Source organism: Hypericibacter adhaerens (assembly GCF_008728835.1).
Lineage (GTDB): Bacteria > Pseudomonadota > Alphaproteobacteria > Dongiales > Dongiaceae > Hypericibacter > Hypericibacter adhaerens.
In genome coordinates, this window is record NZ_CP042582.1 from 3,421,327 (window position 1) to 3,436,566 (window position 15,240).

15 protein-coding genes are annotated in these 15,240 nt (G+C 68.0%); 10 read left to right on the forward strand and 5 right to left on the reverse strand.

Translation table 11 applies throughout. The annotated features are described in order from the left end of the window. Window positions 1-1,470: an Asp-tRNA(Asn)/Glu-tRNA(Gln) amidotransferase subunit GatA gene (gene gatA, locus FRZ61_RS15070; protein WP_151118513.1), complete on the reverse strand. Its 1,470-nt coding sequence runs from the start codon at window positions 1,468-1,470 to the stop codon at window positions 1-3. A gap of 11 nt (window positions 1,471-1,481) precedes the next feature. Continuing rightward, window positions 1,482-1,769: an Asp-tRNA(Asn)/Glu-tRNA(Gln) amidotransferase subunit GatC gene (gene gatC, locus FRZ61_RS15075; protein WP_151118514.1), complete on the reverse strand. Its 288-nt coding sequence runs from the start codon at window positions 1,767-1,769 to the stop codon at window positions 1,482-1,484. 365 nt (window positions 1,770-2,134) lie between these two features. Between gatC and FRZ61_RS15080 the strand changes: the two genes are divergently transcribed. The 4 genes from FRZ61_RS15080 (at window position 2,135) to FRZ61_RS15095 (ending at window position 7,104) form a co-directional block, all read left to right on the forward strand. Beyond that, the gene (locus FRZ61_RS15080) at window positions 2,135-3,385 is read left to right on the forward strand and encodes a trypsin-like serine protease (RefSeq protein ID WP_151118515.1); all 1,251 of its coding nucleotides are present in this window, start codon (window positions 2,135-2,137) and stop codon (window positions 3,383-3,385) included. Window positions 3,386-3,420: 35 nt separating this feature from the next. Continuing rightward, window positions 3,421-4,749: a trypsin-like serine peptidase gene (locus tag FRZ61_RS15085; protein WP_151118516.1), complete on the forward strand. Its 1,329-nt coding sequence runs from the start codon at window positions 3,421-3,423 to the stop codon at window positions 4,747-4,749. A gap of 166 nt (window positions 4,750-4,915) precedes the next feature. Then, complete coding sequence (locus FRZ61_RS15090; RefSeq protein WP_151118517.1) at window positions 4,916-6,256, forward strand: YbjN domain-containing protein; 1,341 nt, start codon at window positions 4,916-4,918, stop codon at window positions 6,254-6,256. A gap of 188 nt (window positions 6,257-6,444) precedes the next feature. Beyond that, complete coding sequence (locus tag FRZ61_RS15095; protein WP_191909034.1) at window positions 6,445-7,104, forward strand: type III secretion system chaperone family protein; 660 nt, start codon at window positions 6,445-6,447, stop codon at window positions 7,102-7,104. 27 nt (window positions 7,105-7,131) lie between these two features. Here the strand turns inward: FRZ61_RS15095 and FRZ61_RS15100 are convergent, their stop codons facing one another. Continuing rightward, entirely contained in the window at window positions 7,132-8,193 is a 1,062-nt protein-coding gene (locus FRZ61_RS15100; RefSeq protein WP_151118519.1) for an aldo/keto reductase, read from the reverse strand. Between the two features lie 123 nt (window positions 8,194-8,316). Between FRZ61_RS15100 and FRZ61_RS15105 the strand changes: the two genes are divergently transcribed. Both FRZ61_RS15105 and FRZ61_RS15110 read left to right on the forward strand, forming a co-directional pair. Next, window positions 8,317-8,892 carry a TetR/AcrR family transcriptional regulator gene (locus FRZ61_RS15105; RefSeq protein WP_151118520.1) on the forward strand — a complete coding sequence of 192 codons (576 nt, stop codon included), beginning with the start codon at window positions 8,317-8,319 and terminating at the stop codon, window positions 8,890-8,892. A gap of 32 nt (window positions 8,893-8,924) precedes the next feature. After that, the gene (locus tag FRZ61_RS15110) at window positions 8,925-9,386 is read left to right on the forward strand and encodes a PaaI family thioesterase (protein ID WP_151118521.1); all 462 of its coding nucleotides are present in this window, start codon (window positions 8,925-8,927) and stop codon (window positions 9,384-9,386) included. Between the two features lie 27 nt (window positions 9,387-9,413). Here FRZ61_RS15110 and FRZ61_RS15115 read toward each other — a convergent pair whose 3' ends face one another. Both FRZ61_RS15115 and FRZ61_RS15120 read right to left on the reverse strand, forming a co-directional pair. Beyond that, on the reverse strand, window positions 9,414-10,037 hold the full coding sequence (locus tag FRZ61_RS15115) for a LysE family translocator (protein WP_151118522.1): 624 nt from the start codon (window positions 10,035-10,037) through the stop codon (window positions 9,414-9,416). Window positions 10,038-10,053: 16 nt separating this feature from the next. Continuing rightward, a complete protein-coding gene (locus FRZ61_RS15120; protein ID WP_151118523.1) occupies window positions 10,054-10,728 on the reverse strand; it encodes a LysE family translocator in 675 nt (224 codons plus the stop codon). Between the two features lie 357 nt (window positions 10,729-11,085). Here FRZ61_RS15120 and ruvX point away from each other — a divergent pair, with 357 nt between their 5' ends. The 4 genes from ruvX (at window position 11,086) to FRZ61_RS15140 (ending at window position 15,239) form a co-directional block, all read left to right on the forward strand. After that, window positions 11,086-11,556, forward strand: coding sequence for a Holliday junction resolvase RuvX (gene ruvX, locus FRZ61_RS15125; protein WP_151118524.1), 471 nt, complete (start codon window positions 11,086-11,088; stop codon window positions 11,554-11,556). A 111-nt stretch (window positions 11,557-11,667) separates the two neighbouring features. Then, window positions 11,668-12,888, forward strand: coding sequence for a CaiB/BaiF CoA transferase family protein (locus FRZ61_RS15130; RefSeq protein ID WP_151118525.1), 1,221 nt, complete (start codon window positions 11,668-11,670; stop codon window positions 12,886-12,888). Next, on the forward strand, window positions 12,888-14,075 hold the full coding sequence (locus FRZ61_RS15135) for an MFS transporter (protein ID WP_151118526.1): 1,188 nt from the start codon (window positions 12,888-12,890) through the stop codon (window positions 14,073-14,075). The genes FRZ61_RS15130 and FRZ61_RS15135 overlap by 1 nt, the downstream gene beginning before the upstream one ends. 195 nt (window positions 14,076-14,270) lie before the next feature. Continuing rightward, entirely contained in the window at window positions 14,271-15,239 is a 969-nt protein-coding gene (locus tag FRZ61_RS15140) for an aspartate carbamoyltransferase catalytic subunit (RefSeq protein ID WP_151118527.1), read from the forward strand. The last annotated feature ends 1 nt before the right edge of the window (window position 15,240 follow it).

Genomic DNA, 15,240 nt, shown 5'->3' on the forward strand with positions numbered 1-15,240 from the left:
TCACGCCTCCGGCCGCGCGGTGAAGCCCGCGGCCTTCTCCAGCACCTGGCCCGCCTTGAGCAGCGTCGCCTCGTCGAAGGCCTTGCCGATGAGCTGCAGTCCCAAAGGCAAGCCCTCGCCCGACAGCGCCGCAGGCACCGAGAGGCCCGGCAGGCCTGCCAGGTTCACGGTCACGGTGAAGACGTCGTTCAGATACATCGCCACCGGATCGTCGCTGTTCTCACCCTCGGCGAAGGCCGCGGTCGGCGTCGCCGGCGTCAGGATCACGTCGACCTGCTTGAAGGCCTCGGTGAAGTCGCGCGCGATCAGGCTGCGCAGCCGCTGGGCCCGCAGGTAATAGGCGTCGTAATAGCCGGCCGAGAGCACATAGGTGCCGATCAGGATGCGCCGCTTGACCTCCGCGCCGAAACCGGCGGCCCGGGTGAGCTCGTACATCTCGTCCAGCGAATCCGCCGGCACGCGCAGGCCGAAGCGCACCCCGTCATAGCGCGCGAGGTTCGAGGAGGCCTCGGCGGGCGCGATGATGTAGTAGGTCGGCAGCGCATATTTCGTATGCGGCAGCGAGATCTCCACCGGCGTGGCGCCGGCGGCCTTGAGCCATTCGGCGCCCTGACCCCAGAGCTTCTCGATCTCGGGCGACATGCCGTCGACGCGATATTCCTTGGGGATGCCGATCTTCATGCCGCGGATGTCGCCGGTGAGGCCGGCACGGAAATCCGGCACCGGCGTATCGACCGAGGTCGAATCCTTGGGGTCGTGGCCCGCCATGGCGCCCAGCATGATCGCGGCGTCCTCGACGCTGCGCGTCATCGGCCCCGCCTGGTCGAGCGAGGAGGCGAAGGCGACGATGCCCCAGCGCGAGCAGCGACCATAGGTCGGCTTGATGCCGACGATGCCGCAGAAGGCGGCGGGCTGGCGGATCGAGCCGCCGGTGTCGGTGCCCGTCGCCGCCATGGCGATGCGCGCGGCAACCGAAGAGGCCGAGCCGCCCGAGGAGCCGCCGGGCACCAGCATCGCGTTCTTGTCGGCCTTGCGCTTCCAGGGATTGGCGACATGGCCGTGATAGCTGGTCATGTTGGAGGAGCCCATCGCGAACTCGTCCATATTGACCTTGCCCAGCATCACGGCGCCGGCCTTCCAGAGGTTGGCCGTCACGGTCGATTCATAGGTCGGCTTGAATCCGTCGAGGATATGCGAGCCCGCGGTCGTCAGCACGCCCTCGGTGCAGAACAGATCCTTGATCGCGAGCGGGATGCCGTCCATGGCGCCCGCCTTGCCGGCATGGCGGCGCTGGTCGGAAGCCTCGGCCATGGCGAGCGCCTTTTCCGGCGTCTCGGTGATGAAGGCGTTGAGATGGCGCTGCGCCGCCATCGCCTCCAGATGGGCCTGGGTCAGTTCCTTGGCGGAGAAGCGGCCTTTCGCCAGGCCGTCGAGCGCGCCGGCGATCGTGAGGTCGGTGAGATTCGACATGAGCGAGATCCCTACTCCACCACCTTCGGGACCGAGAAGAACCCGGCCGCGGGCTCGGGCGCGTTGGCGAGGATGCGGTCGCGGCAGTTGCCGTCCGTCACCTCGTCCTTGCGCTTGGGCAGCGCGAAGCGGCCGACGCCGCTCATCGGCTCGACGCCCGAGACATCGACCGCGTTCAGTTGCTCGACCCAATGCAGGATGCCGTCCAGCTCCTTGGCATAGAGGTCGAGCTCCTCATCCTTGAGCCGGATGCGGGCGAGGGTCGCGATATGGGCAACGGTCTTGCGGTCGAGCGACATGCGAATCCTGAGGATGGGTCCGGGAAAGGGCCGGGTCTCAATGGTTAAGGGGATGTCGGGAGGCCGGGAAAATATCACCCGGCCCCAGGGCAGGCAACTGCGCCTTCCCCCGCCGATTTTGCCCGGAAATTGGCCAAATCCCGCCCGAATCCGCGGGCCGGAGCGAAGCTCGGCGATGGCGGCGGCGGGGAAACCCCGCCTTAGGCGCCTTCCCCGATCATCCTGAGCCGGTCTCCCGGCGCGAAAAACAGCCCCGCTGCGGTTGCAGAGTGCCGGATTTTCACGCCAGACTGACGAGGAGGGCGACCGGCACGATCGCCTTTCCTTCCTGCCCTCGCCCGCAAGACCGATTTGGCCCATTGCCCATGAGATTGCTCGTCCCGGCCCGCTTCCTCTCCATCCTCCTCCTGATCGCCCTCGCCCCGATCCTGCCCGCCCAGGCGGCAGGCACCGGCGAAGCGGTCGATGGCAGCCTGTTCAAAGCCACGGACGGCTATATCAAGTCGCTGCTCGACAAGGCCGGGCTGTCGCCGCGCACCATGACCGACGGCGATGTCGCGATCGAGTGGCATGACGGGAAGGACCACTATCCCGGCTTCGCCACCTTCGATCGCAACCCCGACGGCAGCATCTGGAATCTCCGGCTGGCCGCTCTCCTGCCGGAAGAGGCCATCAAAGGCGTCGCCGACAACCTCATCGCCGAGTTCACCAACCGCTGGAACCGCTCGGAAGGGCTGATCACGCTGTTCAGGGGCGAGGACGGGGTGCTGATCGCGGCCGCCAACCTGCCGGTCGAGCACGGCCTCAACCCGGCCGAGTTCCAGGCCAGCGGGATCGACCGCGTCAGGCAGACGCTGGGCCGGATCCTGCGGCAGCTCGACGAGTTCGCCAGCAGCTACCGGTCGAGCCGGCAGAAGGCCGACACCAGCCGGCTGCCGGCGAGAGCCGTGGGCCTGCTGGAGCTGGCGGGCGGCGGCTACTGCACCGCGAGCGTGGTCGGCAAGGACGTCATCCTGACGGCGGCTCACTGCATCTTCGATTCCAACGGCAAGATGCGGAAGCCGACGCAATTCCGCGCCGGTTACGATGGCGGCACCGAGATCGCGTCGGCCCGCATCCTCGACCAGTTCGCGCCTTCGGATTTCGACGTCACGCGCGCGTTCATCTCGGACGGCATGGAGGGGCTCGACTGGGCCTTCCTGCGGCTCGACCGCCCGATCGGCGACAAGACCGGCGTGCTGCCGATCAAGCTGATGAGCCGGGCCGAGCTTGGCAAGATGATCGGCTCCCCGCAGTACGAGCTGGTCCGGGTCGGCTATGGCAGCTCGAAGAAGCTCACCATGCAGACCGGCTGCGACCTGATGCATGTCTGGGACGACAATACCTTTGCCCATCTCTGCTATATCGAGCCGGGCGATTCGGGCTCGCCGGAGCTGCTCCGCGAGAACGACAGCTACAGCATCGTCGGCGTGGACACCGCGATCGTCGACATCCATGACGTGAAGCGCGCCAATGTCGCGGTCTCGAGCGCCGCCTTCGCCAACGCCTTGCCCGATTTCCTCGACCGTCCGGTCTCCGACGACATGTCGGATTCGGGGAACCCCAAGAACCGCTAGCGAAGCACCGACGGACCGCCGCCCCGAGCCCATCCTTGCGCCCCGCCCCGATCATCCGCACCGGCCTGGCCCTGCTGCTGATCCTCGCCGCCGGCCTCGGCGCGCGCACCGCGGCGCGGGCCGCGGACTCCATGACGATGGTCCAGGCCCTGTCGGTCGTGAAGGAGATGGACATCGACACCAAGCCGTCGGACGACGAGGACGAGATCAAGGTGACCTGGATCGACGGCAAGGTCCCGGTGGGCGGCTACATCTCCTTCGAGTTCGATTCCCACCAGAAGATCCGCTCGGTCAGTCCGGTGGCCGTCGTCCCCGCCGACCGTATCCGCTATCTCGGCCGCGCCGCCTTGCACGATTTCGCGCTGCGCTGGAACAGCAAGAACGCGGGTCAGTCGGAGCGTCTGGACGTCGCCAAAAGCGGCGTCCTCTATCTGTCGGTGATCGCACCGGGGGTCTCGGCGCAATATGACGCCGCGTTCTTCAAGGAGCAGATCAACAGCTTCCGCGCCGCGCTCACCCGTGCGCTCGACGAGCTCGACCGCGAGAGCAAGGCGAACGAGGCGGAGGGCGACAAGGCCTATGCCTCGGACTGGGAGCTGGCCGATCCGAGCCGCATGCCGGCCCGAGCCGTGGGCCGCCTCGAGATCCAGGGCGGCTATATGTGCACGGGCACGCTGGTCGCCGAGAATATCGTCCTGACCGCCGCCCATTGCATCATGGACGACAAGGGCCGCCATCAGAAACCGCTCGTCTTCTATGCCGGCATCGACCATGGCGACGCGGTGGCCGAAGCCGGGGTCGTCGGCGTCCATGTCGATCCCGAGTTCGATCCGGTCCATCAGTTCGACGGAAATTCCATCGCGGACAATCCCCGGCTCAGCCGCGATTGGGCGCTCCTCGAGCTCGACGCGCCGATCGGCCGGAAGGCGGGCACGATCGAGGTGTTCGCCGCGACCAAGGCCCAGCTCCAGCGCATCGTGGACGACGCGAAGAGCGACGTGATCCAGATCGGCTATGGCGGCCAGAGCGGCTTCCGTCCCAAGCTCCGCCACGATTGCGGCCCCGCCGACGTGCTGGAGGCGGGCTACTACACGACGCAATGCGGCCTGGTGAAGGGCGATTCCGGCTCGCCGCTCCTGCTCGAGGAGGACGGGAAGTACCGGATCATCGGCATCAATTACGCCTGGATCGATCTCGACTACATCAACCACGTCTTCCTGGTGGTCGGCGGCGCCACCTTCGACCCGGCGCTGAAGGACCTCCTCTCGGGGAAGCTGCAGGCGACGTCGATCGAGGATTGGATGAAGAGCCCGGACGACGAGGACCCGGCGCGCCGGATGGGGCAGCGCTCCGCCAGCCCATGACCCGCGCCTTTCCGAGCCGAAACGTGCCTTTCCCGGCCCCGCCGCCTTCAATCGGGGGCGGCGGCGGGACTGCGCCGGGTTCCCAACCCACAGGCAAAAATTCCGCAATCCGGGCATAATGCCCGTCCGGTCCCGGGGGACCCGGATTCCCTGAAACGAGGTTCGGATGCGCCCGACTGCCTTCACCGCCGGCCTGCTGGCCCTCCTGGTCGGTGCCGCGCTATGGACTGCCGGGCCCGCGCTGGCCTTCCGGCCGCCCAACGACAGCCGGGTCGAGGCGCCGGTCTATCGCGTCTCGGCGGGTCTGATCCAGTCGCTGCTGGCCGACGAAGGCATCGTCAGCAAGATCGATCACGAGGGCGATGTCGGCTTGAGCTTCCGGGCGGACAATGGCGATCTGCCGGGCTGGATCGTGCTGGACCGCGTCGACGACCGCGAGATCTGGAATCTCCGCTTCACGGCGCCCATCCCGGCCGACCGGACCGGCGATCGCGACCGCGGCGCCCTGCTGCGCTTCGCCAACGACTGGAACCGCGACGAGATCGCGCTGAAGCTCTATCTCGACGAGGAAGGCCAGCTCGAGGCCGAGCATAACCTCGCGGTCCAGTACGGGATCAATCCCGACGAGTTCCGTGAGAACGGGATCAAGCTCTACCAGGATTCGCTGGCGCGCCTGCTGGAGGCGCTGGCCTCGCCGGGCGGCGGCGGCCAGGCCTCGGGCAGCGCCCCAACGCAGGAAGAGGCCGATAACCCCCATGGCGACACGCCCGGCGAGCCGATCGACGCCAGCGCCCCGCCAGCGCGCGCCATCGGCCTGCTCGAGATGTCGGATGGCGGCCTCTGCTCGGCCTCGGTGGTGGCCGAGGATGTGATCCTGACCGCCGCCCATTGCCTGTTCGACGAGGACCATCAGAGCGTGATCGCCGAGCGCTTCAGCGCCGGCTACGACCAGGGGCAGTTCGTGGCCACCGCCCAGATCACCGATGTCTATGTGCCGCCCGAGTTCGATCACCGGCGCTTTCTCGAGACCAACGAGATCGACGGCTATGACTGGGCCCTGCTGCGCCTCGATCGCGGCGTCGGCCATGAGACCGGCATCCTGCCGATCCGCGTGCTCGACAGCGACCAGCTCGAGGCCATGATCGACCAGAGCGGCCCCGCCATGATGCAGATCGGCTATGGCAACGAGCGCAGCGACCATCCGGTGGCGCGGCGCGACTGTCATCTGTCGATGGTGTGGAAGGACAACACCTATGCCCATCACTGCGGCACCGTCCCCGGCGATTCCGGCTCGCCCGACCTGCTCTTCGAGAACGACGCCTATGCCATCATCGGCATCGAATCCGCCGAGGTGGACTATAAGGAGCTGAAGGGCGCCGACATGGCCGTCTCCAGCGGCGCCTTCGCCGCGGCCCTGCCGGAATTCCTGGCCCGCCCGCGGCCTTCGACCAGCGTGGCGGAGGCGCCGGCCAAGCAGGGCCAGGTGACGGGACGGTCCTCGCCATGAGGCGCCCCGTGCCACATTTTGTCCCGATTGCGCGGGCAGGCTGCTTCGCGCGAGATTTCCGATCCGGCCTCGTCCCGGCAGGCACGTCGCCGGCAATCGTTCCTGGAGGTTCGATGCTGCGTTCCGCTTCGTGGCGTTCCGCGTGGCCGTGTCCGGCTCGGCTGCATTCGGCTTTGAAGGCGGCCGGCTTGGCGCTGTTCCTGGCCGGCCTGGCGCCGCTCTGCCCGCCGGCGCTCGCCTTCGACGCACCCAAGGGCAGCCGGCTCGACAGCGCGCTCTACAAGCCCTCGGCGGAGCTGCTGAAGTCGCTGCTCAACGACGAGCATGTCCAGAGCAAGATCGACCACGAGGGCGATCTCGAGGTCACCTTCCACGGCAACGACGTCGCCTTCGAAGGCTGGATCGTGCTCGACAAGCTCGATGACGGGAAGATCTGGAACCTGCGCTTCACGGCGCCGGTGCCCGCCTCCGAGGTCCAGGGCATGGACCAGGACAGCCTGATGCTCTTCGCCAACAACTGGAACCGCGACGAGATCGCGATCAAGCTCTATGTCGACGACGAGGGCGTGCTGCAGACGGAGCACGACCTGGCCGCGCAGTTCGGCCTCAACCCGCAGGAGTTCCAGGAGAACGGCATCCGCCTCTATGAGAGCGCACTGGCGCGCCTCGTCGATCACCTGGCCGAAGCGCGTGGCGGCGGTTCCGGCGCCGACAACGGTTCGAGCGGATCGAGCAATGGCAGCAGCGGTGGGAGCGGAAGCAGCAGCAACAGCACCCCGCCGCCCGGCAACGGCAACGAGCAGCCGCAGAAGAGCACGGCCCAGCCCGATCAAGGCGAGGGGATCTAGCGGCGCCGGCGGGAGCGAGCTTCGCCCTCAGGCCACCGGCAGCTTCGGCAGATCCAGCAGCTCGAGCTTGCCGCCGGCGAGGCGCGGCGCCGTCTGGCGCAGCTGCTCGTGCGGCACGCCGAGCGGCACGGCGCCGGCCGCCTCGAGACGATTTACCTGTTCGGCGGTCAGCTTCACATCGACCGCCCCCAGCGTGCCGTCGAGCTGCGCGCGCGTGCGCGAGCCCAGGATCGGGATCAGGCCGTTCGACGACCGCGCCGCGCGGTGGAGCAGCCAGGCGATGGCGATATGGGTGGGCGTGGCGCCGGTCTCCTTCGCCACCGCGAGCACCGCATCCAGCAGCGCCGTCTCGCGCGCCGACTTCTCGCCATGGACCAGGAAGCCGAGCTTGGCGAGCCGATTGTCCGCTTCCGGGTCGCCGCGGTATTTGCCGGTGAGGAAGCCGCCGCCCAACGGCGACCAGAGCGCCGCCCCCAGGCCCAGGGCCTCGGCCATCGGCAGGAGCTCGCGGTCGGGCGTGCGCTCGACCAGGCTGTATTCGATCTGGATGCCCGCGACCGGCAGGGAGCCGCGCAGCTCCGCCATCGTGGCGGCGCGCGCGATGCGCCAAGCCGGGAAGTTCGAGAGGCCGGCATAGAGGATCTTGCCCGCGCGCGCCAGATCGTCGAAGCCGCGCAGGATCTCCTCCATCGGGGTGACGCCGTCCGCCATATGGGCCCAGTAGAGATCGATGCGGTCGGTCTTGAGACGCTTGAGGCTGGCCTCGACCGCGCTCGCCATGTTCTTGCGGGCATTGCCCGTCTGCGAGATGCCGGCCTCGGGCGTGGTGCCCAGCGTGTATTTCGTCGCCAGCACGAAATGATCGCGGTCGGAAGCGATGAACTCGCCGACCATCTCTTCCGACTGGCCGAACTGGTAGCCGTTGGCGGTGTCGATGAAATTGCCCCCGGCCTCGGCGAAACCATCCCAGATCCGCTTGGCCTCGCCGCGCTCCGCGCCATGGCCCCAGGCGGTGCCGAAATTGCCCGTGCCCAGCGCCAGCTCCGAGACGCGCAAGCCCGTGTGACGGCCGAAGATCCTGTACCGCATCGATTTTTCCTCTTTCCGGCCGCCGGACAGCGGCGTTAAATGATGATGATCATCATTGAATACATGATGATCATCATCTATATTGTCAATCGGACGGAGCGTGAAAGTTTCGAGAGGAAGCCCATGAAGGTCAGCCGCGAGCAGGCCGCCCGGAACCGGGACCGCGTCATTGCCGCCGCCGCGCGGCTGTTCCGCGAGCGCGGCTTCGATCACGTCGCGGTCGCCGACGTGATGAAGAGCGCCGGCCTCACCCATGGCGGCTTCTACGGCCAGTTCGATTCCAAGGCCGACCTGGCGGCGGAAGCCTGCCGGCGGTCGGTGGCGAAGACACTGGAGCGCTGGGACAAGCTGGCCGGGGAATCGGCGGACGAGCCGCTGGCGGCGGTGATCGACGCCTATCTCTCGCCGCAGCATCGCGACGATCCCGGCCGCGGCTGCCTGCTGGCGGCGCTCGGCCCCGAGATCGCGCGCCAGGATCCGACGCTCCGCCATATCGTGACGGAGGGACTGCGCGCGCTCATCGACGGGCTGGGGAAGCTGATCCCGAACCGGTCCAAGGCCGCGCGGCGGCGGAAGGCGCTGGCCCTCTTCTCGGGCATGGTGGGCGCCATCGTGCTGGCGCGGGCGGTCGACGATCCGGCCTTGTCGGAGGAGATCCTGCGCGCCACGGAAGCCACGCTGACGCCACAGGTCTCCTGATCCCCATTCCCCCAGCGCCAAGGACAGATCCGATGAATGTGTTCGAGGAACATCGCGGCCAGCTCAGCGGGCTCGACCAGCTCCGGCAGCTGATGAAGGCGGGGCGCCGCCCGCCCATCGCCGAGACGCTCGATTTCAACCTGGTCGAGGTCGAGAAAGGCCGCGCCGTGTTCGAGGGGACGCCGGGCCCGCATGCGCTCAACCCGATCGGCAGCGTTCATGGCGGCTATGCCGCGACCCTGCTGGATTCGGCCTGCGGCTGCGCGGTTCATTCGTCGCTCTCGCCCGATCAGGGCTATACGACGGTCGAACTCAAGATCGCCTATCATCGCGCGATCACGCCCGGCACCGGCCCGGTCCGGGCCGAAGCGCATATCGTGACCGTAGGCAAGCGCGTGGCCTTCACGGAGGGCCGTCTCACCGATGCCGAAGGGCGCCTCTATGCCTCGGCGACTTCGACGCTGCTGGTGTTCGAGCTCAAGAAGAAAGAATAGACGCGGCGGGCGCAGCGGCGCGGGCCGTCAGCGCAGCGCCGTCCAGACCGCGACCAGCCCGAACCCGATCAGCACCAAGCCCGACAGCCGGTTGATCCAGACCAGCAGGCCGGGGCCGAGGCGCTCGCGCAGCCAGCCCACGGCGGCGCTGAGGCAGAGCCACCAGAGCGCCGAGCCGGCGAAGACGCCGGCGATCGTGACCAGCGCCGCATCGACGCTGCCGGCGCCGCCGAGCCCCAATCCGGCGAACACCGCCGCGAAGGAGAGGATCGTCGCGGGATTGGTGAGGGTGAGCGCGAAGGTCGAGAGGAAATAGCCCGCGAGGTCGCGCGCCTGGCGCGGTGGCGCGGCCGCCTCCACCGCCGGCGCACGGCGCAGCCCGGCGATCCCGAGCCAGATCAGGAACAGCCCGCCGGCGAGCGCCAGCCAGCGCTGCTGATCGATCAGCAAGGCCGAGATCGCGGTGATGCCGAAGGCGCCGATCGCGCCATAGACGCCGTCGGCCGTCGCGGCGCCCAACCCGGTGACGAAGCCCGCGAGCCGTCCCTGCGCCAGGCTGCGGCGGATGCAGAGGAGGCCGATCGGCCCGACGGGGGCCGCGATGGCGAGACCGATCGCCAGCCCCTTCAGCAGGAGATCGAGGTTGGACATGGCCGCGAGACCCGCGTCATTCGACGGCCCAGCGCACGGCCTCGAGCAGGACGTAGCCGCCGAACAGCAGCAGGCCCACCGCGCAGACGCGGTTGAAGGAGTGGAGCCATTGCCGGCTCAGGCGCCGGCGCATGCCGAGCGAGAGCGCCACCAGGAAGAACCACCATCCGACCGAGCCGATCAGCACGCCCAGCACCAGCGGCACCACGAAGCGATAGTCGGAAGCGCTGGCGGCGGCGAGACTGTCGCCCTCCTCGGGCAGGGCGCCGATGGCGACGATGACCGCGGCGAAGGAGAGCACCGTCATCGGATTGGCGAGGGTGAGCATGAAGATCGAGAAGAAATGGCCGGCGAGGCCGACCATCGTCATGCTCTTCTCGTCGACGCGATCGGCGATATGGCTGCGCCAGCTGATGACGGCGAGCGTCACCAGGATCACGCCGCCGACGAAGGCCAGCCATTCGCGCTCCGCCACGAGGAAGTCGCCCACCAGCGACAGGCCGGCGACGGCGACCAGGCCATAGATCGCGTCCGCAAAGCCTGCGCCCAGCCCGGTCGCAAGACCCGCGGGCCAGCCGCGCGCCAGCGTGCGGCGCACCAGGATCAGGGCCGTCGGCCCGACCGGCGCCGCGATCGCCAGCCCCACCAGGATACCCTTGAGAAAATAGGCGCCGGGAAACCCTTCAACCATCGATCAAGGCCCGGCGCTGCCATGCCAGGGAACCGGCAGGCGAGAACGCGACGCCGCCATGGGCGGTGCGCGCCGCATACCGCGGCAGTCCCGGACGTCAGGCATGTCACGCATACGACAGATGAACTCCCCCTCGCCCGCAGGCCGGACCATCAATACGGGGACCAAGGCGAGGATGTCGAGTCCGTGGCGAAGGCGGCAACACATGATTGTCCCCTCTCCCGCGTTGCGGGAGAGGGCCAGGGAGAGGGCTGCACAGACCGAGCGGCCCCCTCCTCGATCCACCCTGCAAAGCGGCGGAGGAGGCAATGCAAAGCCGCGCTTGCTGCAGCCCCCTCGCCGCTCTAGGAAAGAGCGATGCCGCTGCTCGCCGCCGATGCCCTGCGCCAAGCCCTGCCGCCGCGAGGCGCGCTGATGGGGCTCGATGTCGGCACCAAGACCATCGGCATGGCCCTCTCGGATCCGGACCGACGGGTCGCCTCCCCTCTTGATACGATTCGCCGCACCAAGTTCGGCGAGGATGCGGCCCGGCTCGAGGCCCTGATCGACGAGCGGCGCGTCGCCGGCCTCGTGATCGGGCTGCCGGTGGCGCTCGATGGCAGCGAGGGGCCGCGCTGCCAGTCGGTGCGCCAGTTCGCGGCCAACCTGATGGCGCGCCGCGACCTGCCGACCCTGCTCTGGGACGAGCGTTTCTCCACCGCCGCGATCGAGCGGTTCCTCGTGGACGAGGCCGACATGAGTCGCAAGCGGCGATCCGAGGTGGTGGACAAGATGGCCGCCGCCTACATCCTCCAGGGGGCGCTCGATGCGCTGAATCGCGCTCCCTGAAGGGCTTGGCGGGTGCCTTCCCCTGCCCGTTGACCCGGCCGGCGCCCGCCGCCAGAGTGCGCCCCACCAATTGGGCCTTTCCGTTACAACCCTACTGCCACGGATCCCGTCATGTCTGGACCGCTCGCGGGTCTCCGCGTGTTCGATCTGAGCCGCATCCTCGCCGGCCCCACCTGCACCCAGCTCCTGGGCGATCTCGGCGCCGACATCATCAAGATCGAGCGGCCGGGCCAGGGCGACGACACCCGCAAATGGGGCCCGCCCTATATCAAGGACAAGAACGGCGCCAACACCGCCGAGAGCGCCTACTACCTCTCGAGCAACCGCAACAAGCGCTCGGTCACGATCGACGTCGCGAAGCCCGCCGGGCAGGCGCTGGCCCGGCGGCTGATCGCGCGCTGCGACATCATGATCGAGAACTTCAAGGTCGGCGACATGGCGCGCTACGGGCTCGCCTATGACGATCTGAAGGCCCAGCATCCGAAGCTGATCTATTGCTCCATCACCGGCTTCGGCCAGACCGGGCCCTACGCGCCGCGCGCGGGCTACGACCTGCTGGCGCAGGGGCTGGGGGGCATCATGAGCGTGACCGGCGAAGGCGACCGTCCGCCGATGAAGGTCGGCGTCGGCATCGCCGATGTCATGTGCGGCATGTATGCGACGAGCGCCATCCTGGCGGCCCTCCATCACCGCAACCAGACCGGCCAGGGCCAGTATATCGACCTGGCGCTGCTCGATACCCAGGTCGCCTGGCTGGTGAATGTCGGCCTCAACTACCTCACCTCCGGCAAGGTGCCGGTGCGCGTCGGCAACGAGCATCCCAACATCGTGCCCTACAACGTGCTGGAATGCGCCGACGGCTATTTCCTGCTCGCGGTCGGCAACGATTCGCAGTTCCAGAAGTTCTGCGCCTTCGCCGGCGCGCCGGAGCTCGCGACCGATCCGCGCTTCGCCACCAACGAGGCCCGGGTCCAGAACCGGCGCGTGCTCTATGACGAGCTCCTGCCGCCCCTCACCCGCGCCAAGACCCAGGCGGAATGGGACCAGGGGCTGGCCAAGCTCGGCGTCCCTGCGAGCCCGGTCAACAATGTCAAGCAGGTGTTCGAGGACCCGCAGATTCTGCATCGCGGCATGAAGATCTCGATGCCGCATCCGCTGGCGGGCTCGGGCCAGGTCGACCTGATCGGCAACCCCATCAACTATTCCGGAACGCCGGTCGAATACCGCATGGCGCCGCCTTATGCGGGCCAGCACACGCAAGAGGTGCTGAAGGAGATCCTGGGCGTCGGCGACGCCGAGATCGACCGCTTGAAGGCCGACGGCGCCATCTGATGGACGCGACGCACGCGGCCAGCAGCGGCGCGAGGACGCGCAGCCTCGCCTGCGTGATCGCGGCCGTCACGCTGGCGACGCTCAATTACGGCGTGACCTTCCCGCTCCTGGCGCTGATCCTCGAGCGCCAGGGCATCGACAAGGGCATGATCGGGGCCAGCACCGCCGCGAGCGCTCTCGCCACCATCATCGCCGCCCCCATGAGCAGCCGCCTCCTGCGCTGGCTGGGCGCGCGCCGCCTGCTCCTGATCGCGATGCTCATGTCGGCGGTGATCTATGTGCTGCTGCCGGTCTTCCCCGACTATTGGGCCTGGTTCCCCTTGCGCTTCATTCTGGGCTGCTGCGGCTCGGTCATCTGGGTCGCGAGCGAGGCCTGGATCAACACCATGGCGCCCGACGAGAAGCGCGGCCGCATCATCGCGATCTACGCGACCGCCTCGTCGGCCGGCATGGCGCTCGGTCCTGTGTTGCTCTTGATTACGGGCTCTTCGGGCTTTGCGCCCTTCCTGGTGGCAGCCGGCTTCTCGCTCGTGGGCTGCGTGATCACGCTGCTCGCGGGCAGCGCGGTGCCACGGCTCGAGGGCCGGTCCAGCGTGCATTTCCTGCGCTTCTTCTTCCTGGCGCCGATGGCCTACCTGCTGAATTTCCTGTTCGCGGCGGTGGGCGAGGCCTTCCACACCTTCTTTGCGATCTACGCGGTCGACCACGGCACCACCGAACAGCGCGCCTTCCTGATCATGACGGTGATGAGCCTCGGCGGCATCGCGCTGCAATACCCGCTGGGCTGGCTCGCCGATCACATGAACCGCCGCCTGCTGTTCCTGCTCTGCCTCCTCGTCAGCATCGGCGGTTTCCTGCTCGTCCCCTTCGCGATCAGCGCCGAGATTCCCGGCTTCGCACTGTTCTTCGTCGCCGGCGGCATCTTCGCCATGCTCTACAGCTTCGGCGTCATCATGCTGGGCGAGCGCTTCACCGGCAGCGACCTCGCCACCGCGAGCGCGGTCTTCACCTTGATGTGGGGAATCGGCACGCTGACCGGCCCGGTCGTGGCGGGCACCGCCATGGACCATCTGGGCTCGCGCGGGCTGATCTGGACGGCGGTGATCCTGCTGCTGCTCTACCTGCCGCTCCCGGTCCATGCCTGGATTCGCAGCCTGAGGCGGCCGGCCGTACCTGTGGAAAAGTGAGCGGAGTCCCGAGTCGTTACGACCTCCGTCCCTTCCCCCGGAACGGGGGAAGGTTAGGAAGGGGGCTGCGCGATATCAGATACCGAGCAGCCCCCTCCTTAATCCTCCCCCGCAGCGCGGGGGAGGAGATGTGAATACCGAATCACGTAACCGCGCTTGCTCCCCTCAGGCCCCCGTGCTTATAGTCCGGCCTCGATGACCCGCAGCACCGAAAGGCCGGCACCGCTGAGTTTCCGGCACCGCCATCTGCTCGGCATCGATGGCCTCACCCGAGACGAAATCTCGGGGCTGCTGGACCTTTCCGAATCCTATATCGACCGCATGCGCCAGAAGGAGAAGGGCTCGCTCCTGCTCGGCCGCACGGTCATGAACCTGTTCTTCGAGAACTCCACCCGCACCCGCACCTCGTTCGAGCTCGCGGCCAAGCGGCTCGGCGCCGACGTCGTCAACATGCAGGTGCAGGCGAGCTCGATCAAGAAGGGCGAGACGCTGCTCGACACCGCGATCACCCTCAACGCCATGCATCCCGACGTGCTGGTGGTGCGCCACCCGGACTCGGGCGCCGTCAACCTGCTGTCGCAGAAGGTCGATTGCGCCGTCATCAATGCCGGCGACGGCACGCACGAGCATCCGACCCAGGCGCTGCTCGACGCGCTCACCATCCGCCGCCGGCGCGGCCGGCTCGAGGGGCTGATCGTGGCGATCTGCGGCGACATCCTCCACAGCCGCGTGGCGCGCTCCAACATCCATCTCCTCACCACCATGGGTGCCACGGTGCGGGTGATCGCGCCCCCGACGCTCCTGCCCGCCGCCATCGAGAAGCTCGGGGTCAAGGCCTTCACCGACATGCGCAAGGGGCTCGAGGGCGCGGACATCGTCATGATGCTGCGGCTCCAGACCGAGCGCATGCAGGGCTCCTACGTGCCCTCGATCCGGGAATATTTCCGCTTCTTCGGCCTCGATTACGACAAGCTGGGTGCGGCCAAGCCGGACGCCCTCATCATGCATCCGGGCCCGATGAACCGCGGCGTCGAGATCGACAGCGAGGTCGCCGACGATATCGGCCGCAGTGCCATCCGCGAGCAGGTCGAGATGGGCGTGGCCGTGCGCATGGCCTGCCTCGATCTCCTGACGCGCAGCCTGCGCGACAATCTCGGGAGCTGAG